21 protein-coding genes are annotated in these 21619 nt (G+C 63.2%); 5 read left to right on the top strand and 16 right to left on the bottom strand.

The features are described 5' to 3' along the window. Window positions 1–297 precede the first annotated feature (297 nt). Window positions 298–942: a hypothetical protein gene (locus tag CUJ91_RS01595; RefSeq protein WP_114155753.1), complete on the bottom strand. Its 645-nt coding sequence runs from the start codon at window positions 940–942 to the stop codon at window positions 298–300. Window positions 943–1207: 265 nt separating this feature from the next. On the opposite strand from CUJ91_RS01595, the gene CUJ91_RS01590 reads away from it, so the two are divergent. Then, window positions 1208–1741: a TlpA disulfide reductase family protein gene (locus tag CUJ91_RS01590; protein WP_053857451.1), complete on the top strand. Its 534-nt coding sequence runs from the start codon at window positions 1208–1210 to the stop codon at window positions 1739–1741. Between the two features lie 106 nt (window positions 1742–1847). Here CUJ91_RS01590 and CUJ91_RS01585 read toward each other — a convergent pair whose 3' ends face one another. The 8 genes from CUJ91_RS01585 to ugpQ all read right to left on the bottom strand — a co-directional run bounded on the left by CUJ91_RS01585 (window position 1848) and on the right by ugpQ (window position 11888). Further along, window positions 1848–3200 (bottom strand): sigma-54-dependent transcriptional regulator, encoded by a 1353-nt coding sequence (locus CUJ91_RS01585; protein ID WP_192700001.1) that lies wholly within the window; start codon window positions 3198–3200, stop codon window positions 1848–1850. 16 nt (window positions 3201–3216) lie between these two features. Beyond that, window positions 3217–5217 (bottom strand): sensor histidine kinase, encoded by a 2001-nt coding sequence (locus CUJ91_RS01580; RefSeq protein WP_114155752.1) that lies wholly within the window; start codon window positions 5215–5217, stop codon window positions 3217–3219. Window positions 5218–5278: 61 nt separating this feature from the next. Next, the gene (locus CUJ91_RS01575; protein ID WP_029969651.1) at window positions 5279–6559 is read right to left on the bottom strand and encodes a dicarboxylate/amino acid:cation symporter; all 1281 of its coding nucleotides are present in this window, start codon (window positions 6557–6559) and stop codon (window positions 5279–5281) included. Window positions 6560–6952: 393 nt separating this feature from the next. Then, window positions 6953–8023 (bottom strand): ABC transporter ATP-binding protein, encoded by a 1071-nt coding sequence (locus CUJ91_RS01570; RefSeq protein WP_006048097.1) that lies wholly within the window; start codon window positions 8021–8023, stop codon window positions 6953–6955. 19 nt (window positions 8024–8042) lie between these two features. Next, the gene (locus CUJ91_RS01565; protein WP_114155751.1) at window positions 8043–8834 is read right to left on the bottom strand and encodes an ABC transporter permease; all 792 of its coding nucleotides are present in this window, start codon (window positions 8832–8834) and stop codon (window positions 8043–8045) included. Then, complete coding sequence (locus CUJ91_RS01560) at window positions 8831–9769, bottom strand: ABC transporter permease (protein ID WP_006048099.1); 939 nt, start codon at window positions 9767–9769, stop codon at window positions 8831–8833. Before CUJ91_RS01560 ends, CUJ91_RS01565 begins: the two co-directional genes overlap by 4 nt. A gap of 96 nt (window positions 9770–9865) precedes the next feature. Then, window positions 9866–10978, bottom strand: a complete 1113-nt coding sequence (locus tag CUJ91_RS01555; RefSeq protein WP_107709275.1) for an ABC transporter substrate-binding protein — start codon at window positions 10976–10978, stop codon at window positions 9866–9868. A 145-nt stretch (window positions 10979–11123) separates the two neighbouring features. Continuing rightward, the gene (gene ugpQ / locus CUJ91_RS01550) at window positions 11124–11888 is read right to left on the bottom strand and encodes a glycerophosphodiester phosphodiesterase (protein WP_006048101.1); all 765 of its coding nucleotides are present in this window, start codon (window positions 11886–11888) and stop codon (window positions 11124–11126) included. Window positions 11889–12196: 308 nt separating this feature from the next. On the opposite strand from ugpQ, the gene CUJ91_RS01545 reads away from it, so the two are divergent. Further along, entirely contained in the window at window positions 12197–12967 is a 771-nt protein-coding gene (locus CUJ91_RS01545; protein WP_114155750.1) for a DeoR/GlpR family DNA-binding transcription regulator, read from the top strand. A 44-nt stretch (window positions 12968–13011) separates the two neighbouring features. Here the strand turns inward: CUJ91_RS01545 and CUJ91_RS01540 are convergent, their stop codons facing one another. Next, on the bottom strand, window positions 13012–14679 hold the full coding sequence (locus tag CUJ91_RS01540; RefSeq protein ID WP_006048103.1) for a Na/Pi cotransporter family protein: 1668 nt from the start codon (window positions 14677–14679) through the stop codon (window positions 13012–13014). Between the two features lie 234 nt (window positions 14680–14913). Here CUJ91_RS01540 and CUJ91_RS01535 point away from each other — a divergent pair, with 234 nt between their 5' ends. Next, the gene (locus CUJ91_RS01535; RefSeq protein WP_114155749.1) at window positions 14914–15597 is read left to right on the top strand and encodes a histidinol-phosphatase; all 684 of its coding nucleotides are present in this window, start codon (window positions 14914–14916) and stop codon (window positions 15595–15597) included. Between the two features lie 40 nt (window positions 15598–15637). Here the strand turns inward: CUJ91_RS01535 and CUJ91_RS01530 are convergent, their stop codons facing one another. The 3 genes from CUJ91_RS01530 to tauA are packed head-to-tail and all read right to left on the bottom strand — an operon-like array spanning window position 15638 to window position 18365. Continuing rightward, entirely contained in the window at window positions 15638–16507 is an 870-nt protein-coding gene (locus CUJ91_RS01530) for an ABC transporter permease subunit (RefSeq protein WP_006048105.1), read from the bottom strand. After that, window positions 16504–17301, bottom strand: a complete 798-nt coding sequence (locus CUJ91_RS01525; RefSeq protein WP_114155748.1) for a taurine ABC transporter ATP-binding protein — start codon at window positions 17299–17301, stop codon at window positions 16504–16506. Before CUJ91_RS01525 ends, CUJ91_RS01530 begins: the two co-directional genes overlap by 4 nt. 41 nt (window positions 17302–17342) lie before the next feature. Further along, a complete protein-coding gene (tauA, locus tag CUJ91_RS01520; RefSeq protein WP_114156662.1) occupies window positions 17343–18365 on the bottom strand; it encodes a taurine ABC transporter substrate-binding protein in 1023 nt (340 codons plus the stop codon). A 276-nt stretch (window positions 18366–18641) separates the two neighbouring features. Here tauA and CUJ91_RS01515 point away from each other — a divergent pair, with 276 nt between their 5' ends. Together CUJ91_RS01515 and CUJ91_RS35080 are read left to right on the top strand one after the other, a co-directional pair. Further along, on the top strand, window positions 18642–19088 hold the full coding sequence (locus tag CUJ91_RS01515) for a hypothetical protein (RefSeq protein ID WP_114155747.1): 447 nt from the start codon (window positions 18642–18644) through the stop codon (window positions 19086–19088). Window positions 19089–19142: 54 nt separating this feature from the next. Then, a complete protein-coding gene (locus tag CUJ91_RS35080; RefSeq protein WP_006048109.1) occupies window positions 19143–19277 on the top strand; it encodes a hypothetical protein in 135 nt (44 codons plus the stop codon). A 136-nt stretch (window positions 19278–19413) separates the two neighbouring features. Here CUJ91_RS35080 and lipA read toward each other — a convergent pair whose 3' ends face one another. The 3 genes from lipA to CUJ91_RS01500 form a co-directional block, all read right to left on the bottom strand. Then, on the bottom strand, window positions 19414–20421 hold the full coding sequence (gene lipA / locus CUJ91_RS01510; protein WP_114155746.1) for a lipoyl synthase: 1008 nt from the start codon (window positions 20419–20421) through the stop codon (window positions 19414–19416). A gap of 13 nt (window positions 20422–20434) precedes the next feature. Further along, window positions 20435–21160, bottom strand: a complete 726-nt coding sequence (lipB, locus tag CUJ91_RS01505) for a lipoyl(octanoyl) transferase LipB (protein ID WP_114155745.1) — start codon at window positions 21158–21160, stop codon at window positions 20435–20437. A gap of 71 nt (window positions 21161–21231) precedes the next feature. Beyond that, on the bottom strand, window positions 21232–21558 hold the full coding sequence (locus tag CUJ91_RS01500) for a DUF2917 domain-containing protein (RefSeq protein WP_029969638.1): 327 nt from the start codon (window positions 21556–21558) through the stop codon (window positions 21232–21234). Window positions 21559–21619: the final 61 nt, after the last annotated feature.

The raw sequence follows: 21619 nt of genomic DNA, 5'->3' as shown, positions 1-21619 counted from the left end.
TTCCAGATAGATTTAGAAACATCTGAAAGGTACTTAGAAACTCAGATCCAAACGGCATTGATTTCAAAGGATTTTTTCTTCTGCGTCAACTACATTCAGACTGACGGAATGCCCACGGCGCGGGCATCTGCGGCAAAAAAAGCGGAGTTCTCAACAGAGTTATCCACAGGACGCCCGGCGAGGTGGAAAACTTCAACGTAAACCGCGAATTAGCGCCGAAAGCTGCGAAGGAACTTTCAGTACGTCCGCGCGTCGCTTCGGCGTCAGGTCGGCGCCGAGTCGGCCAAATCTACCGGTTCAATAGAGTTGGAACGACGAGAAAAATTGGTCCACCTGTTCCCGGGGCAGCGGCCCTGACGCGATGATCGCGGCCTGATACGCGTGCCGGCCACGCGCTACGAGGCGCGCATAGACGGTCCGCTTTTCATGGCTGGAGCCGGCCTCGCCGCTCAGCGTCATCTCGAGCCCCAGGACTTTGCCGCCTGCCGCGAGCGGAATTTGCACCGCGCGCGCCTCTGGCGTCACGCCCACGTTTCGCGCGAGGCCGGTGCGCAGGAACTCGAGCGCCTTACGCTGCGTCGCTTCGCTGTCGTCGGGCAGCATGATCGTGCCGACCGCGAACACGGCGTCGCCGGCTTCGGCCGTCTGCATGGCCATCTGCATCGGCGTGCCGTCGACCTGCACCGCGCGCTGATCGTTGCCGGGCTTGGCAGGCAAGTCGATGCTGTAGCCGTTGTCGTTATTCATGACGGTGCGCCAGTCGAAGGTCGGCGAGCAGCCGCTCAGCGCGACGCCGATAGCAAGCGCGCAAAGCGCCGCGCGGGTCATCGACTGCGCGCTTGGCGGGCGAGCCGCCGCATTGCCATGGAAGACGAGGCTGGAAAACAGACGCGAGGGAATTCGAACGAACAGGGAATAGATGCGGAAAACTGTCTGGAACATGAGCAAGAGAGACCGTGAAGCGGTGAAGTTGACGTGAAGCGCAAAACGCCATTATCCGCTGCAAACTGATGGAGCGCGTGGAAGCGGTCAAGCGGCCAAGCGGCCAAGCGCCCGTTTGGCTGTGCCGGCGCAACGCGGGTTGCGAGTTGCGCTCCCTGCCCCGCATCCCGAATAGGACTACAATATCAACGCTCCGTTGCGGCACGCTCCAAGCCACAGCCGACGCACTGTCCTGCGCCCTTGCGCGACTTCCGAGGTTCCGCTCATGAGTTCCATCGCATCGACCAGCGCCGTCAAGCGCACGAATCCGCTTCGCTATCTGATCATCGCCGCGGTGGCGATTGCGATCGGCATCGCCGGCTATTTCGCGTTTGCCGGCCAGCAGCGGGTGCCCGACGCGACCTTTACGCTGCTCTCCGGCCAGAAAGTCACGACCGCCGACCTCAAAGGCAAGGTCTACCTCGTCAACTTCTGGGCGACGAGTTGCGACACCTGCATGAAGGAAATGCCGCAGATGGTGCAGACGTATAACCGCTTCAAAGGCAAAGGGCTCGAATTCGTCGCGGTGGCCATGAGCTACGACGCGCCGATGTACGTGACCAATTACACGCAAACGCGCCAGTTGCCCTTCAAGGTCGCCATGGACGACGGCTCGGCCGCCAAACAGTTCGGCAACGTGCAGCTCACGCCGACCACCTTCCTCGTCGACAAAGACGGCAAGATTCTGAAGCGCTACGTCGGCGAACCGCAGTTCGCGGAACTCGATCAGTTGCTCGAGAAGGCGCTGAACGCGGCTTAAACAGTCGCGAAGCAAAGGCAAGCCAACCCAGGCCAGCCCAGGCCACGCCACGCCACCGCAAGCTCAAACAAAAACGCCGGCACTCCCACTTGCCGGCGTTTCTATTTCACCTCTCCCCATCGCCCTTGGCCGCGAGGCCATATCGCTTGATCTTCTCGTAGAGCGTCGCCTTGCCGAGCTGAAGTCGGTCGGCGGCGACTGCGACCGCGCCGCCGCACTGCTCGAGCGCTTCCGCGATCACCGCGCGCTCGAACTGCTCGACGCGCTCCTTCAGCGGCTGCGCCTGTCCGCCGTCGTCGCCGAAAGACATCACGGGATCGTCGGCGACACCGAGCACGAAGCGGTCCGCGGCGTTGCGCAGTTCCCGCACGTTGCCCGGCCAGTCGCGCTGCATCAGGCTCGCGCGCTGACGGTCGGTGAGAATCGGCGCGGGCCGCTGATAACGCACCGCCGCGTCGAGCAGAAAGTGTTCGAAAAGCGGCACGATGTCCTCGCGCCGCTCGCCGAGCGGCGGCAATGCGATCGTGACCACATTCAACCGGTACAGCAGATCGCGGCGGAACGAGCCGTCCGCGACGTGTTCCGCCATATCGCCTTTCGCCGCCGCGACCACGCGGCAATTCACGCGAATCGGCTGATTGGAACCGAGCCGCTCGAGCACGCCGTCCTGCAACACGCGCAACAGCTTGACCTGCAGCGCGAGCGGCATGCTTTCGATTTCGTCGAGAAACAGCGTGCCGCCCGACGCATGTTCGAGCTTGCCGATCCGGCGTTTCGCCGCGCCCGTAAACGCGCCGGGCTCGTAGCCGAACATCTCGGACTCGAACATCGGCTCGGGCAGCGCGCCGCAATTCACCGCGATAAACGGCTTGTCGCGCCGCGGCGACAACTCGTGCAAACTGCGCGCGATCAGTTCCTTGCCCGCGCCGGTATCGCCGTTGATGAGTACGGACGCATCGGTCGGCGCGACGTTCGCGATGAGCCGCCGCACCTGCTCGATCGCCGGACTGCGGCCGATGATCCGCGGCGCCACCGTGTTCTGCCCCGCGAGTTCGCGGCGCAGCGCGAGGTTTTCGAGCACGAGCTTGCGCCGCTCCAGCGCGCGCCGCACGGTCTCGATCAGACGCTCGGAGGCGAACGGCTTTTCGATGAAGTCGTAGGCGCCGTCGCGCATCGCCTGCACGGCCATCGAAATGTCGCCGTGACCGGTGACGAGAATCACGGGCACATCGGGCGCGCGTTCGTGGCACTGCGCGAGCAACTCGAGACCGCTCGCGCCAGGCAGCCGAATATCGCTGACGATCACGCCGGAAAAATCCGCACTGATCGACTTCGCCGCCGATTCCGCCGACGCATGGCCGACCACCTCGAAGCCCGCCAGTTGCAAACTCTGCACGCTCGCGCGCCGCACCAGTTCGTCGTCTTCGATATACAGCACTTGCAAGCCGTCGTTCAGCATGTCGTTCTCATCGGAATCAGGAACCCGTGGTGAGCGGGTCCGCGGTAGGGCTCGTCTGCACGCGGGCGCGGCGCAGCGTCAACACGAAGAGTGCACCGCCTTGCGGCGCGTTGCGCGCCACCAGCGTGCCGCCGCAATCGCGTGCGATCGACGATGAAATCGCGAGCCCGAGACCGAGTCCCTGGCCCATTTCCTTGGTGGTGAAGAAAGGTTCGAACAGGCGCGGCAACACGTCTTCGGCGATGCCTGGACCGTTGTCGCCCACCGCGAACGAGAGATTGTCCGAAGCCACCTCGATATGCACCGAAATACGCGGCGCGCTCATGCCGGCGGTGGCGTCGAGCGCATTGCCGAGCAGATTGATCAGCACCTGTTCGAGACGCAGATCGTCGCAATGCGCGATCAGGCCGGGATGATCGTCGGCAAGATCGAGCGGCGTGCGCGTACCGCTTTCGACATCGAATAGCGCAAGCTGCAGTTCGACGCCCTGAAAGCGCTTCTGCAACAGCGCGAGCGCATTGCGCAGCGCGCGCACAGCCGACGCGCGCGCGCTGCGCGGCCGCGCCCTTCCGACGAACAGCTTCAACTGGTTCGTGATCTTGCCCATGCGCTCGGTGAGCGCCGCGATCGCTTCGAGATTTTCACGCGCCGACGCCTGATCGCCGCGCTCGAGCAGCACGCGCGTGTTGTCGGAAAAACCGCGCAACGCAGCGAGCGGCTGATTCAGTTCATGCGTGATGCCGGCCGCCATCTGACCGAGCGCGGCGAGCTTGCTGGCCTGGATCAACTCGTCGTGCGCGGCGCGCAGTTCCTGCTCGGCGCGCGTGCGCTCGGCGACTTCCTTCTGCAACTGCTCGTTCGCCTGCGACAGATCGGCCGTGCGTTCCGCGACGCGCTGATTCAGTTCGGCATACGCCTTTTGCAACAGCGTACGGCTGCGCATCACCTCGCGCACGCGCGAGCGGCGCATTCTCCAGTAGAACGCGAGCAGCACGAGCGACACATAGCCGAAGCCCGTGACGATGGTCGCGTTGCGCGCGTCGGCATCGACGGGGCTCACGGGCGCCATCGTGATCAGATGCCAATCGGGTTCGCCCATGCCGCGCCGCGACGCGAGATAACGCGGCGCATAGCGGCCGCCGCCCACGCGCACAATCTGCGCGTCGCCTTCCAGCTTGCGCTCGATCGTCACCGGCAGCGGCCCGATCGGCTGCTGCGCATATTGACGCGCCTGGTAAATCGAATCGGCGACCTGGCCCGACAGCGGCCGTATCGTGTGGTATTTCCAGGCGGGCACCGACGACAGAAAGATCACGCCATGATCGTCGGTGACGAGCAACGGCTCGGACGCGTCCGAGCCCTGAAACCATTCGAGATCGAGTTTGACGACCGCCGCGCCGACAATCTTGCCGTCGCGCCGCACCGGCTGCGAAATGTAATACCCCGGCGCCTGCGAGATCGTGCCGATGCCGAAGAAGCGGCCCACGCCGCCCTTGATTGCATCGACGAAATACGGCCGGAACTGATAGCCCGCGCCGATGAAACTGCCCGGCCCTTGCCAGTTGCTCGCGGCCACGCAGTAGCCGTCGAGCGGAATGATGTAGGTGACCGTCGCGCGCGCGTGGCGGTTCAGGTCTTCGAGATAGAGATTCGCGCGCTCGACGTTGGCCGGCGACGGATCGACCAGCACGTCCTGCACGATCGGATGTTCGGCGAGCAGATACGGCAGCGATTCGTAGCGCTCGAGCGTGCTCTTGAGCGAACTCGCGGTCCGGTCGACGCGCCCCGCGGCATTCAACCGCAAGCTGTCGATGCCGCTTTGCCACGCGACGCTATAGGTGAGCCCGCACGCCGCAACGAGCCCGGCGACGAGCGCGAAGAGAATCAGCAGGCGGCGGGTCACGTTGGCACTATCCGGTCGGGTGGGATCGGATATTGTGGCATAAGGCGAAGCGCCGTCGGCCTGCGCTTCCCCGGCCGACGGCACTGGGGTTGGGCGCGCGTTCACCGGTTGCATGGGCTGGTGTCCGCGGCCGCAAACATCACGCTATTTCAGGCGATGCCCGACGACGTCCGGCTTAGACGCTGGCCGGTTCGTCGACCGGCACATCGCCGCGCAGCGCCGCTTCCAGCTTGCTGCGGTCCAGTTCCTTTTCCCATGCCGACACCACGACGGTCGCCACGCCATTGCCGACGATGTTGGTCAGCGCACGGCATTCGCTCATGAAGCGGTCGATGCCGAGAATCAGCACCATGCCCGACAGCGGAATGGTCGGCACCACGGCAAGCGTCGCGGCCAGCGTGATGAAGCCCGCGCCGGTCACGCCGCTCGCGCCCTTCGAGGTCAGCATCGTCACCGCGAGCAGCGTGAGCTGCTGCGTCCACGTGAGGTCGGTGTTCGTCGCCTGGGCGATGAACAGCACGGCCATCGTCATGTAGATGTTGGTGCCGTCGAGGTTGAACGAATAACCGGTCGGCACGACGAGGCCCACCACCGAACGCGAGCAGCCGAGCTTTTCGAGCTTCAGCATGAGTTGCGGCAACGCGGCTTCGGACGAGCTCGTGCCGAGCACGATCAGCATCTCTTCCTTGATGTACGCGATGAAGCGCAGGATATTGAAGCCCACCGCACGCGCAATCGCGCCGAGCACCACCACCACGAACACGATCGCGGTCAGATAGAACGTGCCGATCAGCTTGAGCATCGGCAGCAGCGAGCCGATGCCGTACTTGCCGATGGTGAACGCCATCGCGCCGAATGCGCCGATCGGCGCGAGCTTCGTGATGATGCCGACCATGCCGAAGAGGATGCTCGACAGGCTTTCGATAAAGCTCGTCACCGGCTTGCCGCGTTCGCCGATGTGCGCGAGCACCGCCCCGAACAGCAGCGCGATCAGCAGGATCTGCAGGATTTCGCCTTGCGAGAATGCCGACACGAGCGTGTCCGGAATGATGTGCATCAGGAAGTCGACGGTCGTCTGACCGTGCGCCTTCGCGGCATACGATGCGACTTCCTTGCCGTTCAGCGTAGCCGGATCGACGTTGAAGCCGACGCCCGGCCGCAGCAGGTGCGTCGCCGCCAGGCCGAGCAGCAGTGCGAACGTCGAGACGATTTCGAAGTACAGCAGCGCCTTGCCGCCGACGCGCCCGACCTTCTTCATGTCTTCCATGCCGGCGATGCCGGTCACGACCGTACAGAAGATGATCGGTCCGATCACCATCTTGATGAGCTTGATGAACGCATCGCCGAGCGGCTTCATGTCGACGGCGAAGGTCGGATAGAAATGGCCGAGCGCGATACCGATGATGATCGCCACGATCACCTGGACGTACAGCACTTTGTGGATAGGTTTCTTCACGATGTTTCCTGCGATGTGGGTGAGCCCATGGCCTGCCACGCTGCGCATCATGCGAACGAATGAACGTCGCCTCTGCACGGCATTAGGCCGCGACAAGACGACGAATTCAGAAATACCGGGAAGGGAAATCAGACATCGTTGTCTCCTTGCTTTAGTTGTCGGACCGTTGCGGCCGCGTTATCTATTTTGCAAGGTCGATGCCAGCTTGATGCCTAAGACATACCCTTGATTCTTATGGGTTTGCGCGTAAGACCTGGCGCGCGCGTTCCGGGATTCCGGAAATCCGGACGAGCGGCGTCGGGAAACCCGGACTCGCCGCCGCGCAAACCCTCGGGAAAACCCGAAGCCTTTGCGGGCGGGCTTCGGCGGGCGTTGGCGGGCTTTGGCGGATTGTCAGGCGTTGCCTTCTTCGAGCACCAGCAGGTTGTCGTGCGAAAAGCCGAGCGACACGGGCTGCCCTCTTTCGGGTAAACCGCGATTCGGGTCGTTGAATACGTCGAGCGAAATCACTGCGTCTTTTACACGCGTTCTGATGCGCACTACCGCGCCGAGAAAATTCACTTCTTCGACGGTCGCATTCAGCGTGTTGCGGCCGGGCGCCGCAGGTTCGAGCACGATCGCTTCGGGACGCAGCGCGAGCAGGCGCTTCTTGCCGGCATCGGCGGAAGGAAGTTGCTGCGTGGTGATGAGCTCCTGACCGTCCACGGCCATCTTGCCCGTCGCCGGATCGATCACATGCCCGGCCAGAATATTGAGCGTGCCGACGAACGACGCGACAAAACGCGTGCGCGGATAGTTGTAGATTTCCGATGGCGAGCCGATCTGTTCGACGCGACCCTCGTTCATCACGACGATGCGGTCGGAAATGGACAACGCCTCTTCCTGATCGTGCGTGACGAAAATCGACGTGATGCCGAGTTCGCGCTGCAACGCGCGAATGTCCTGCCGCAACGAGATGCGGATTTTTGCGTCGAGCGCGGACAGCGGCTCGTCGAGCAGCAATACCTGCGGCTTGCCCGCGAGCGCGCGAGCGAGTGCCACGCGCTGCTGCTGACCGCCCGACAGTTGCCACGGATAACGCCCGCCGAGCTGCGGCAGCTTGATCAGATGCAGCATCTCTTCGACGCGCTGATTGATCTCTGCCTGCGGCCGATGCGTGATCTTTAGCCCAAAGCCGATGTTCTCGGCCACCGTCATGTTTGGAAAGAGCGCATACGACTGGAACACCATGCCGACCTTGCGCTGCCGCGTGCGCAGATGCGTGACGTCCTTGTTGTCGAGCCGGATAATGCCGCGCGTCGGCGTCTCGAATCCGGCGATCATGCGCAGCACGGTCGTCTTGCCGCAACCGGACGGTCCGAGGAACGTAACGAACTCGCCGCGCTCGATTTTCATGTCGAAGTGATGCAGCGCGATGTTCGACGCGAAGGACTTGTGCAGATTTTCTATCTCGAGAAATGCCATGGTTCGCTGCCTCAGTGCGTCAGATTTTCTGGCCGCTCAACGCGCGGGCCGAGCCGAACACCTGTATCAATCCCATCGACGCCCACGTAATCATGAACGCGATAATCGCCAGCGCCGAGGGCTCATACGCGCGGTTCGCGCCGATCAGTTGCAGATACGGACCGAATGCGGGACGGTCGAGCAGGCTCGCGAGCGTGAACTCGCCGATCACGACCGCAAAGGTGAGAAAGGCGCCGGACAGAATGCCCGAGCGGATATTCGGAAAGATCACCTTGAACAGAATGGTCGGCCAGTTCGCGCCGAGACATTCGGCGGCTTCGGTGAGCGAGCGGACGTCCACGGCGCGCAGGCCCGCATCGACCGCGCGGTACATGTAGGGCAAGGAGAGCGTCACGTAGCCGAATACGAGCAGCAGATCGGTCGCGCGCTCGTTGCTCGTGAGCGGCAGAATCGAACTGCTGTTGTAGATGCGCAGATAGCCGAACACGATCACGATAGCCGGCACGACGAGCGGCAGCAGCGTGATGAATTCGACGACCGGCCGCAGCCTCGGCAAGCGCAATTGCACCCAGTAAGCGGTCGGCACCACCAGCAATATGCCGACGACGATCGTCAGCAGCGCCATCAGAATGGAATAGCCGAACGACGCCTGAAAGCGCGGATCGCTCAGCACGACGCTATACGCCTCGAAGCTGTAGGTGCCGCGTTTCATCCGCAAGCTGAATTCGAACGTGGCGATCAGCGGGATCAGGAAGTACAGCGAACCGATCACCGTCGCGGTCCACGCTCCGACGCGGGATTGGCTTTTCATCGACGGCCCCTTTCGGCGCGCGAACGCAGCCAGATGTAGCCGCCATTCGAGAGCCCCGTCACGAGCACCATGCCGAGCGCGAGCGCGTAGCCGAGGTTCTGGTTATGCATGACGTCCCCGCGTATTTGTGCAAACAGCAGGATCGGCACGATGTTCAGCGAGCTGCCCGTCAGCGCGTAAGCCGTGGCCACCGCACCGAACGCATTGGCAAAGAGCAGCAGCGTCGCGCCCAGCACGCTAGGCCACAACACGGGCAACGCGACGTGGCGCCAGTATTGATACGCGGTGCCGCCGAGGCAATCGCATGCTTCGCGCCATTCGCGCTTCAGGCCGTCGAGCGCGGGGGTGACGATCAGCACCATCAACGGAATCTGGAAGTACAGGTAGGTCAGCGTGAGCCCCGAGAAGCTGAGAATGCTGAAGCCCGTCGAGTAAAGATTGAAGCCGAGGTATTTCTTCAGCAGCACCGTGACGAGCCCGACGCGCCCCAGCGTGCAGATGAACGCGAACGCGAGCGGCACGCCCGCGAAGTTCGACGCGACGCCCGAGAATGTCATCAACGTCGGACGAATCCAGCCGGGCAGCTTGCCCTGCACCGCCGCCCACGCGAGCAGCGAGCCGATCAGCGCGCCGCCCGCCGCGGACGCCGCGCTCACCTTGAAGCTGATCCAGTAGGCGTCGAGTATCGACGGCTGAAACAGATCACGCAGATTGGCGAGCGTGAAGTGGCCTTGCGCGTCCTGGAACGCGCCGATCATCAGAAAGCCGGTCGGCAGAATCAGGAACAGCAGCGCGAACGTGAAGAACGGCACGACGCCGATCCACGCAAGCATCTGCGACGCGCGGCCCGGTCCGTCGACGCGCGGCGTCGGCGTGGGCACGGGCGGCACCAGCAGATCCGGCGGCACCGATCCAGCATCCGATGAAGCGCTCATAGCTCACCTTTGGGCTTGATGACTAACGCCGCAAACGCCGCTCTTTGCGAACGGCGCCGCGGCGCACACATGACTTCGCGCTTTCTAAAGCTGCGCTTACTTGACGTTCGCGCCGACCACTTCGTCCCAATGCTTCGTGATGGTTTCCTTGTACGCGTCCTGCTGCTGAAGCGTCGGGAACACCACGTTCTTATACGACGACGGCGGCGGCAATTTGTCGAGCAACGCTTGCGGCACTTTCTTCGCGGCCACGAGTTCGTTGTAGCGCATCGGATGGCAATAGCCGGCCAGCCAGCCAAGCTGGCCTTCGTCGGAATAGAGGTACTCCATCCACAGCTTCGCCGCGTTCGGATGCGGCGCGTAGGCGCTAATTGCCTGAACATAGACGCCTGCGACGACGCCCGTTTTCGGAATCACGACCTGCACCTTCGGGTTGCCCTTCAGCGTATCGCGATCGGCCAACGCGTTGTAATCCCAACGGACGACGATCGGCGTCGTCCCTTGCGCAAGCGATGCCGCCTTGCCGATCACCGGCACGAAGTTGCCGCTCTTGTTCAGGTCCGCGAAATACTTGAGGCCGGCTTTATCCGCCTTCGCCGCGTCGCCCTTGCTTTGCGACAAGCCCGCCGCATAGACGGCCTGGATCGCCTGATTCGCCGAGCGCGGATCGCCCGCGAGCGACACGGCGTTCTTGTAATCGGACTTGAGCAGATCGCTCCAGTCGGACGGCGCCTTGTCGATCATGTCGGCGTTGACTTCGAACGCAAGCACGCCGTAGTAATCGCCGTACCAGTAGCCGTCCGGATCTTTCGACTCCTTCGGAATCGAGTTCCACGACGACACCTTGTACGGTTGCAGCAGCCCGTCGGCCTTCGCGGTCGGACCGAACGACAGACCCACGTCGATCACGTCGGGCGCTTGCGGACCTTTGTTGCCCTTGTTCGCCTTGATGGCTTCCACTTCGTCGCCCGAGCCCGCGTCCGGATTCAGCTCGTTGATCTTGATGCCGTACTTCTTCTGGAAACCCGCGACGAGTTGCCCGTAGTTGCACCAGTCGTGCGGCAATGCGATCACGGTGAGCTGGCCTTCCTGCTTCGCGGCGGCGATCAATGCGTCGAGCGGCGCGGCCGATGCGCTGCTCGCGCCAACGGCGGCGACACCCGCGACGGCCGACATCGAAAGTATCCGAGCTAACACGGTGCGGTTCATAGTTTTCCCCATCCTCTGCCGAAGTTGTTGCGTTTGGAAAGTTGCTGGTTCGACTTCAAGGGCACAGCTCGCTCGCACTCGTCCGCTTGTGCTTTCGTGCTTTCGTGCTTGCGCGCCCACGCCATGCCCGCGCCGGCTGCGGCGCTCAAAGCATGTCGTGCGACAGCTTATCGATGCGATCTGTACAAATCATGTCGACGCCCCATTGCGCGAGCAATTCGGCGCGCGCGGGATCGTTGACGGTGTAAGCGAGTACATGCAAGCCGGCCGCGCGAATTTCCGCGACGAGCGGTTCGGTCAGATAAAGGTGGCTCGCGTGCAAGGACACGCAGTCCAGTTCGCGCACGATACGCAGCCAGTCCGCGGGCACTTCCTCGAACAGCATGCCGCGCCGCAATGAAGGCGCGGCGTCGCGCGCGGCCGCGAGCGCGTCGAAAGAAAACGACGACAGCAGCGGCGGCGTCTGGTCTTTCCACAACTCGAGCGCGGCGCTCGCGACGAGCTGGCCGGTGATCTCATCGCGGCCAGGACAGGGTTTGATCTCGATGTTCGCCGCGATGCCATCGCGCGCGCAACGCGCGGCCGCATCGGCGAGCGTCGGCAAACGCGTGCCCGCGAATTGCGGCCCGTACCAGGCGCCGGCATCGAGCAACGCAAGCTGCGCCCATGTGTAGACCGCCGCCGCGCCATACCCGTTGGTGGTGCGCTCGAGCGTGTCGTCGTGCAGCAGGAAAAGCTGGTTGTCGACGGAAAGCTTGGCGTCGAATTCGACCATGCGGTAACCGTAACGCACGCAGGCGTCGAAGCCCGCTAACGTGTTCTCCGGCGCAAGCGTGCCGCCGCAGCGATGCGCGACGAGCGGCGGATACGGCCAGTCTGCAGGTGATGCACGATCGATCCCGTTTGCCACGTCCCGTCACCTTTCACTCAGAATAAGCGCGTTTCGCCGCGCGCCGACGCCAAAGGTCTTGTCAAAAAACGCCATGACAATGCGCGAAAGCACAGATTAACTTTGCCTTCGACGATTCGATGTTCGAATCAGGCGGCGCTTCGATTTGCGAAGGCTAAAGTCAAATACACAAACTTGCAAGCTACCAAAAAAATACAACACAATCCGGCTGAAGTAGTACGCTTGACATCGTCTCGACACACATTCATTTCCACGATGTCGTCAGTCGAAACACGTTGTGCGAGCGCCTTCGCATCCAAGGAAAATGCATGTGGCAGGAAGACCGTCATCAGAGAATACGCGCGTTATTGTCGACGCTCCATAGAGTGTCGACCGAACGGATCATGGCGGACCTGGGCGTGTCGCGCGAAACCGTGCGGCGCGACCTGCTCGATCTCGAAGCGCTCGGTGAACTGCGGCGTGTGCACGGCGGCGCGATCAAACCCGCCGACGAAGCGCCGATCGCCGAGCGCGCCCACATGCGCGTCAAATCGAAAACGGCCATTGCCAAAGCGGCAATCGGGTTGATTGCGAGCGGCCAGACGCTTTTTATCGACGCGGGCACGACGACCGCCGCGCTCGCCGAGGAACTCGCGAAGCTCGCGAATCTGACCATCGTCACGAATTCAATCGACGTCGCGTTGAAAATGCGCGGAGCGGCCGAGCAGTCGGCAGCCGGCAACGAAGTGATTCTGCTCGGCGGCACGATCAGCGACCGCGCAATGGCGACCACCGGCGCGACCACCGTGCTCGACATTCAGCGGTATCGCGCGGACCTCGCGCTGCTGTCGCCGGTCGGCATCGACCACCGGCATGGCGCGACGAATTACGATCACGCCGAAACCGAAGTGGCGCGCGCGATGGTCGCGAATGCGGACCGTGTGGTGATCCTCGCCGACTACAGCAAGATCGGGCAGCGCAGCCGGATTTCGTATTGCCCCGTTGAGCAGATCGACGTGCTCGTCACCAATAAAAAGGCCGCGGATGCGGCTGATTTCGGTGCGCTGAAAAAGAAGCTGGAAGAAGTGGTGCTGGCGTGAAGCGCGACGCGTAAAGCTTCACGCGCATTGCCGCGCTTCGCGATTCATTCCTTCACATGCATGGTATCGAGCACACGCTTGCGCAAGCGCGTGTCGTGCAGCGCGCCCGCGGCATCCAGAACCGGATAAGCCGTCGAGCAAAACAGCGAATTGAGCCGCTTCATGTCGCTGATCAGATCGAGATGCAGCGCGCTGGTTTCGATGCTGCGCAGCGTCTGCCCGGCGAGTCGATCCAGATGTCGATACGAATACGCGCGCTCCAGATCGCGAAAGCGCTCTTTCTCGGCGAGAAGCCGCTCGGCGCAACGCAGATCGTTATTAAGGAACACGGACAAGCCAAGCTGCAGATTGCTGACGAGCCGCGTCTGCAAATCGTCCAGTTCGCCGAGCCCTTCTTCGGAAAACGACAGCCGGTGCGCGATCTTTTTCTCTTCGATGTCGCCCACGATCCGCTCGATGATGTCGCCCGCGTGCTCGAGGTTGATGGTCAGCGAAATGATGTCGGTCCAACGGCGGCTATCGGCTTCGTCAAGCTGCTCGCGTGAAATCAGCGTGAGGTAGTTCTTGACCGCGGCGTACAGTTCGTCGACGTCGTCGTCCATACGAACCGTTTCGCGCGCCTTGTCGAGACGGTTGTGATGAATCAGCTCGGCCACATTGTCGAGCATGGTCCGCACGATGTCGCCGATACGCAGCACTTCGCGCGCGGCATTGGCAAGCGCGAGCGTCGGCGTGGACAGCGCGGCTGCATCGAGATGCAGTGGCCGCAGTTCGCCATTCGGCATCGGCCGGTCGGGCAGCACCCGCTCGCAGATACGCGCGACCGGATCGATCAGCGACAGGCATACGCCGCAGCGCAGCGCGTTGTAGATCAGGTGAAAGCCGACCGTGGCTTCGCGAGGATTGGCGATCAGCATCGGCAGCCAGCGCGCGAGCAAGGACGCGAACGGCAGGATCAGCAACGCGCCCGCGAGCTTGAACGTGAAGCTGCCGAGCGCAAGACGCCGCGCCGCCGAATTCTGCGCGGCCGCGCCGAGCAAGGCGACGAGACCGCTGCCGAGATTCGCGCCGATCACAAGGCACAGCGCCACCTTCAACGAAATCACGCCCGACGACGCGAGCGTCGCCGTGAGCAGCACCGCTGCCAGGCTCGAGTACGACAGGACGGCGAACGCGGCGCCCACCAGCGCGTCGAGCATCGTGTCGCCCGTCAATGCGCCGAACATCACGCGCACGCCGGCGCCTTGCATCATCGGCTGCGCGGCCTCGACGATCAGATGCAGTGCGAGCAGGATCAACCCGAGACCGATCAGCGTACGGCCGACCTGACCGGCGCGTGTTTGCTTGCGGGACAGAAAGAGCGGCACGCCGAACAGGATAAGGATGGGCGACAACCACGAGAGATCGAGTGTGAGAACCCGCGCCATTAGCGCCGTGCCGACGTCGGCGCCGAGCATGATGGCGAGCCCGCTGGTGAGCGGCAACAGCCCTTGGGCCGCGAACGACATGAGGATGACCGCGGTCGCGTTGCTGCTCTGTACGAGACTCGTCACGCCGACGCCGGACAGAAACGCGCGCCAGCGGTTGCGCGTGCTGCGCCCGAGCACGCCGCGCAGATCGGCGCCCAGCACGCGAAGGATGCCCGTGCGCACGATATGCGAGCCCCACACGAGCAGTGCCACGCCTGCGAGAAGGTTAAGGAGAATCAACATAAGGCACTGCGCACTCGTTCTCTGCTGCCGTAACCGGAACCGCATGCCGCGCACGGCATCCGGGGCGTATGACAGTAGTGTTGCACATTTTTGCCTTATTGTAATTTTGTGCTTTTAAATATACGCTCGCGCAACGATGTCGAGCGCGGCGTGGCGGCTTTTTGCTGCGCACGTCGTGCTCATATCAACCGTATGCCGCTAACGCTTTGGTCACCTGATCACGAGGACAACCGGATGAGCCGCAATCTCGCGCTGTTCGACCTGGACCATACGCTGCTGCCGCTCGACAGCGATCAGGCATGGGCGCACTTTGTCGCCGGACTCGGAATAGACGGCGCGGCGCGGCACGCGCAGGACATCGACGAGTATTACCGGCAATACGTGGCCGGCACGCTCGACATGGCGGCCTATCTGGAGCGCACCCTGGCGCCGCTCGCTCGCCATTCGCGCGAGCAACTCGACCTCTGGCACGCGCGCTTCATGCAGGAGGTGATCGCGCCCGCCATCCTGCCGGCCGCGCGCGAGCTCGTGCAACGTCACAGGGACGCGGGCGACCTGTGCTGCATCGTCACGGCGACGAATGTGTTCGTGACCGCGCCGATCGGCAAGGCGCTCGGCTTCGAGCATCTGCTTGGAATCGAGCTCGGCACCGAGGGCGGCGATCCGCTCGCGCGCTTCACGGGCGCGTCGGTCGGCATTCCGACTTTCCGCGAAGGCAAAATCACGCGCACCGAGAACTGGCTGGCGTCGCTCGGTCACCGCTTGCACGATTTTCCGCAGAGCTGGTTTTATAGCGATTCGATCAACGACGTCCCCTTGCTCGAACGCGTCACGCATCCTGTCGCGACGAATCCCGATGCGCGCTTGCGTGCGATCGCGAACGAGCGGGGTTGGCCGGTGATTGAGCTTTTTGCATAGCGCACGCGGTGGCGCGCCGTTCAACGCATATGCGGGGTTGTTAAGCCCGGCCCTTCCACGGCACGAGCCACCGCTCAAGCGCGCGCATGCCCAGGTCGAACACCCACGCGATCAAGCCGATCAGCACGATGCCCATCACCACGACATCGGTGCGCAGAAAGCTCGACGCGTTGAGCACCATCTGACCGAGCCCGGCGGTGGCCGCGACCATTTCGGCGGCAACCAGCGTCGTCCAGCCGAAGCCGATTGCAATCCGCAGACCGGTCAGAATCTCCGGCAGCGCAGCCGGCAATACAACGTGACGCACGACCTGACCGAAGCTGCCGCCGAGCGAATACGCCGCATGAATCTGCTCGGTCGTCGCACTGCGCACGCCGGCGCGCGCCGCCATCGCGATCGGTGCGAAGCAGGCAAGATAGATGACGACGATCTTCGCCGTTTCGTCGATACCAAACCAGATCACGACCAGCGGCAAATAAGCGAGTGGAGGAAGCGGTCGATAAAACTCGAGCGGCGGATCGAGCAGACCGCGCGCGACGCGGCTCACGCCCATCAGAATGCCGACCGGCACCGCGGTAAGCGCAGCCAGTGCGAACGCGCCGAACACGCGCAGCGCACTCCACGCGAGATGCTGCGCGAGCGGCAAGCCGCCCTGAATGTGTCCGCGCGATGCATCGACGAAAGCCGCCCACACGGCTTCCGGTGTCGGCAGAAAGAGCGGAGGCAGCCAGTGCAGATGCGTGGCCACCCACCAGAGCGCCGCGAGCCCCGCCACCGACGCCGCGCTAAGCGCGGCAGTCGGCCCTTCGCCCGGCAGACGCCAGGCTTTCGGCGGCCGCGTTCGACGCCGCTCGCCTTGCGCGGCGTCGGCCAGCCGCACATCGGCCAATGAGTCGCGCGAAGCCGTCATGAACTCACCTCTTCCTCGTTGCGCCGATGCAGGTGCCGCACCAGCCGCTCGCGCCATTCGATGAATTCCGCCGACGACTTGACCGCGCGCGCATCGCGCGTCTTCAGAAAGCGCCGCGCGAACGGCAACTCGTAGCTCTCGGCGATGCGGCCGGGACCTGGCGTCATCACGACAAGACGCGTCGCGAGAAAAAGCGCTTCCTCGACGCTGTGCGTGATGAAGAACACCGTCTTGTGCGTGCGCCCCCAAACATCCAAGACGAGTTCCTGCATCGACTCGCGCGTCATGGCGTCGAGCGCGCCCATCGGTTCGTCCATCAGCAGCACTTGCGGATCGCTCGCCAGCGCGCGAGCAATGCCGACGCGCTGCTGCATGCCGCCGGAGAGCGCATGAACGCGCGAATGCGCGTGCTTCTCGAGCCCGACCAACGCAAGCATGTCACGCGCGACGCGCTCGCGCTGCGCCTTCGGCACGCGCTGAAAACGCAGACCGAGCGCGACGTTGTCGAGCACGTTAAGCCACGGCATCAGCGCGTACTTCTGAAAGACCACGCCTCGATCCACGCCGGGTCCGACGACGCGCTCGCCGTTTAACCGCACCTCGCCTTGCGTCGGCGAAACGAAGCCGGCGATGCAGTTGAGCAAAGTCGTCTTGCCGCAACCGGACGCGCCCAATGCAACGACGAACTCGCCGCTTTCGATATGCAGATCGACGTCGTCGAGCGCGAGTTGCGGCGCCGCGCCGCGCGCGCCTTCGTAGGCGACGCGCAATCGGCGGATTTCAAGAGCGCTCATCGGCGGACCTCGTCATGCTCACGTGAAGCCTCATGCGGCGGTCATTGCGCCGCGCGCTGCACGAACCGCGGATCGACGCCAGCCGAATAATCGGCCAGCACGTTCTGAATCGTGCCCTGCGTTTTCAGGAACGCAGCCGTTGCCGCAAGCGACTTCGCCGCGCCCGATTGCGCGCCGCCGCCAAGCCACGCATTCGACGCCTGCTGCGCCGGCGTCGGGAACGCATAGAGCGCGAGGCTCGCCGGCACTTCCTGCGCGTTCGCGCCGGACTCTTTGGCGACGGCCTGGACTTGCGGCGAGGCCGCTGTCCACGCCGATGCGTGATCGCGATAACTCGCGTCGTTGGCGGCCAGCACCTTCACGAAGCGCGCCACGAACTCCGCGTTGTCCTTCGCGAACTTGCGATCGACGACGAATCCGTCGAACGTCGCCTTGCCGGTTTGCTGCGCGATCTGGCCCGAAGTAATGAGCACCTTGCCGTTCTTCTTGACCTTCGCGAGCACCGGGTCCCAGATATACGTTGCGTCGATGTCGCCACGCTCCCACGCGGCCGCGACTTCAGGCGGACGCAGATTGACGATCTTCACATCCGACGGATTCACGCCCGCGCTCTGCAGCGCCACGAGCGTATGAAAATGCGACGTCGACACGAACGGCACGCCGATTTTCTTGCCCTTCAGGGCAGCGATGCTCGCGACATTCGAGCCGTCGCGCGCGACGAGCGCTTCGGCGTCGTTGATGTTGTCCAGAATCCAGAACAACGAAATGTCGACACCTTGCGACAAGCCCGCCGCGATCGGGCTCGATCCGGCCTCGCCCAGTTGCACCGAGCCTGAGGCGAGCGCGCGAATCACGTCGGCGCCGCTGCCGAGTTTGCGATACGTGACCTTGTAGCCCGTCGCCTTTTCTACCTCACCGGTTGCCTGCGCATAGCGCCACGGCACCACCATGTCCTGATACGCAATCACGACTTCTTTGGCGTCGGCGCGCGCGGTGGAAGCGAACAGCGCGGACAGGGCAAGCAGCGTCGCAAACGCGGCGAGCGGACGGCGGAGACGGTTCATCAAAAGCCCCTTGTAGCGGATGTTGTCTGGGAGGCTTTCGACTATAGGGAGTTTGCCCTTATGCGGTTCTAACAAATCCGCGATTGCAAATCACGCTGTTCGAGCATTGCTTTTCACGTTGCGTTGGTTGCGAGCCGCTGCTCGAACGCTCAGTGCGCCGGCTTCCGCACATGATGCGCGATTGCGATGCCTTAAAACAAGCTGGCCATTCGGCTGATTGACGCTTGTAGGATGCGTTCGGGATGATGCGTGAGTCTTCATCGCCTGCCCTCTTTCATGATCGAATTTCTTAGCCGCTCGAGCTGGCTCTTTTTCAATATCGGCGTACCCGCGCTGGGTCCAATTGCGCTGCTGCCGCTTCTCAGTTTCTCGCGCTCGTATCGACAGACGTCGAAGGGAATTGCCGCCCGATCGATACGCGACGGACAACTTTTATGGGTCGTCATTTCGATGTGCGCAAGCGCCTGCTACGAGATCGGATGCGCGCTGGGCGATGCACCGACGCGCGGCACACTTGCGCTGGTGCTGGCGGGCTTGTTGTGGTACGTCGGCTTTATCGTCGTCGCGTCGATTCTGGTTTCGTTCGGCGCGGCGGATTCCACACGCCGCCCTGGCTATCGGCGCCGTGACGGCAAGCAGGAAGGAACGCTGATGTGGCCATCACTCGTCATGACCGCTGTGGTCGCCGCGTCATTCGCCGCATCTCATTATTCGTTAACCTAACTAAATTTAACGTGATCAGATATACTTTTTGCTCACGCTTACCGGAGAACTCACATGCCCAATCTCATCGACTACGTCATCGAAAATCCGGCTGTGCGCGACCGCTTTATCGCATTCACGATTCCGTTTTCGATAGTCGGCGGCACGCTCGCATCCGTTTGCATGTTGCTCGCGCGGTACTACCGGTAGCGCGCCGCAGTCGCCGCGCTCGCGGGCCGGCGTTTCGCGTTTTGCGTTTTGCGTTTTGCGTCTTGCCTACCGCGAATAAAAATGCCCGCAGCATGTGCGGGCACTCTTCAAACTGCCGGAGCAAAGCGCGAGGCGCTTACACCACGCCGGCTCCATGCGCCTGCAAATCGGCGTGGTAGCTGGAGCGCACCATCGCGCCCACTGCTGCGTGCGTGAAGCCCATCTTGTACGCTTCTTCCTCGTACATCTTAAAGGTGTCCGGGTGCACATAAGAACGCACCGGCAGATGGTGTTCGGAAGGCTGCAAATACTGACCGATGGTGAGCATGTCCACGTCGTGCTCACGCAGATCGCGCATGACCTGCAAGATCTCTTCTTCGGTTTCGCCGAGGCCCACCATCAGACCTGACTTGGTTGCGACGTCCCGATGCAGTGCCTTGAAGTCCTTGAGCAGCTTCAGCGAATGCGCGTAGTCCGAACCCGGCCGGGCTTCCTTATACAGACGCGGCACGGTCTCGAGGTTGTGATTCATCACGTCGGGCGGAGCGGCGTTCAGAATGCCGAGCGCGCGGTCGAGACGTCCACGGAAATCCGGCGTCAGAATTTCGATGCGCGTGTCAGGCGACAGTTCGCGCGTCTGACGGATACATTCCACGAAGTGCGCCGCGCCGCCGTCGCGCAGATCGTCGCGATCCACGCTGGTGATCACGACGTACTTGAGCTTCAACGCGGCGATGGTGCGCGCGAGGTTCGCGGGCTCGTCCGCATCGAGCGGATCGGGACGGCCGTGTCCGACGTCGCAGAACGGGCAGCGCCGCGTGCACTTGTCGCCCATGATCATGAAGGTCGCGGTGCCCTTGCCGAAGCATTCGCCGATATTCGGGCAGCTTGCTTCCTCGCACACCGTATGCAGGTTGTGCTCGCGCAAGATCTGCTTGATTTCGTAGAAGCGCGAGTTGCCGGTTGCCGCTTTGACGCGAATCCAGTCCGGCTTCTTGAGCTTTTCAATCGGAACAATCTTGATGGGAATACGGGCGGTTTTGGCTTGAGCCTTCTGCTTCGCCGTGGCGTCGTAGGCAGCAGCGGATGCCGGCACGCCTTCGGGCGCGGGAGAAGCTGCGAGGTTCGCGGTAACGTCAGTCATTCGTTCGATCCAGTCAGGCGGTGAGCGCACCGGCCTGCGGTTGGTCGACGGCCGCGGGACTGCCGTCGAGGTTTGCGGTGAGGCGTGCTGCAAGGGTGCGGGCCACGTCGTCCCAGCCGGCCGCAACGCCGAGCGTTGCCATGTCGACTGTTTCGAGCCCCGCGTAGCCGCAAGGGTTGATGGCCAGAAACGGCCGTAAATCCATTTTCACGTTCAGGCTGACGCCGTGATAGCTGCAGCCGTTGCGGATTTTGAGGCCCAGCGCGGCAATCTTCGCGCCGGCATGCAAGCCGGCCTGCGGCCCGGGCGCGACATAAATGCCGGGCGCGCCCGCCTTGCGTTCTCCGGCGAGATTATACGCCGCAAGGGTGTCGATCACGGCCTGCTCGATCCGCGTGACCATCTCGCGGACCATCAGTTTGCGGCGCCGCAGATCGAGCAGCAGATAGGCCACCACCTGGCCGGGGCCGTGATACGTGATCTGGCCGCCGCGGTCCACTCTCACGAGCGGGATGCCGCTGTCGGCAGCCAGCAGGTGCGCGGGATCGCCGGCCTGGCCAAGCGTGAAGACGGGCGGATGTTCGACCAGCCAGATTTCGTCGGATGTATCGGCGGTGCGCGCGTCGGTGAACGCGCGCATCGCTTCGAAACTGGCTTCGTAGGGTTCGTTGCCGCGCCAGCGCAGCGTGAGCGGCGCCGCGGCGGGCAATAGAGATGAAGAAACCGGAGAGGCGGACATGATCCCGGCAGTTTACCGAAATACGGCAATGCCCGCCCGACGTCGCCGCGGACGCGCCGCGGCGTCCGCCGTCAAACGGTGCGCCAGCCTCCACGCATCCGCGCCGCGAGGCGCTCGCCGATGCGCGCAAACCAGTTCAGCGCGCGCTCGTCGCAACGCGTCGGCACCGAAAACGCGACCGTCGCGCGGGGCGTGCCCTCGGCGCTCAGCCACAGCCGTTCGCCGCGCCGCAATCTCAGCGTGTGGCCGGGCTGCAGCCAGTAGTCTTCGGTATCGTCGCTGCGCGTCACCCACACCGCGCCGCCACGCACGACCAGCTTGGTGCTGCGCGCCACCTTCAGGGGCAGCGTTTCGCCGCTATGAATTTCATACGCGATGCTAGAGGATATTTCTCGCATGATGCCCTCGCCAAAAGTCGTTTCATGGCTACAATCGTAGGCGTAGCAAGGGCTTACGCAA

Origin of the sequence: Paraburkholderia graminis (assembly GCF_003330785.1) — a bacterium.
Classification (GTDB): domain Bacteria; phylum Pseudomonadota; class Gammaproteobacteria; order Burkholderiales; family Burkholderiaceae; genus Paraburkholderia; species Paraburkholderia graminis.
This window is presented reverse-complemented; position numbering and strand designations above follow the sequence as displayed.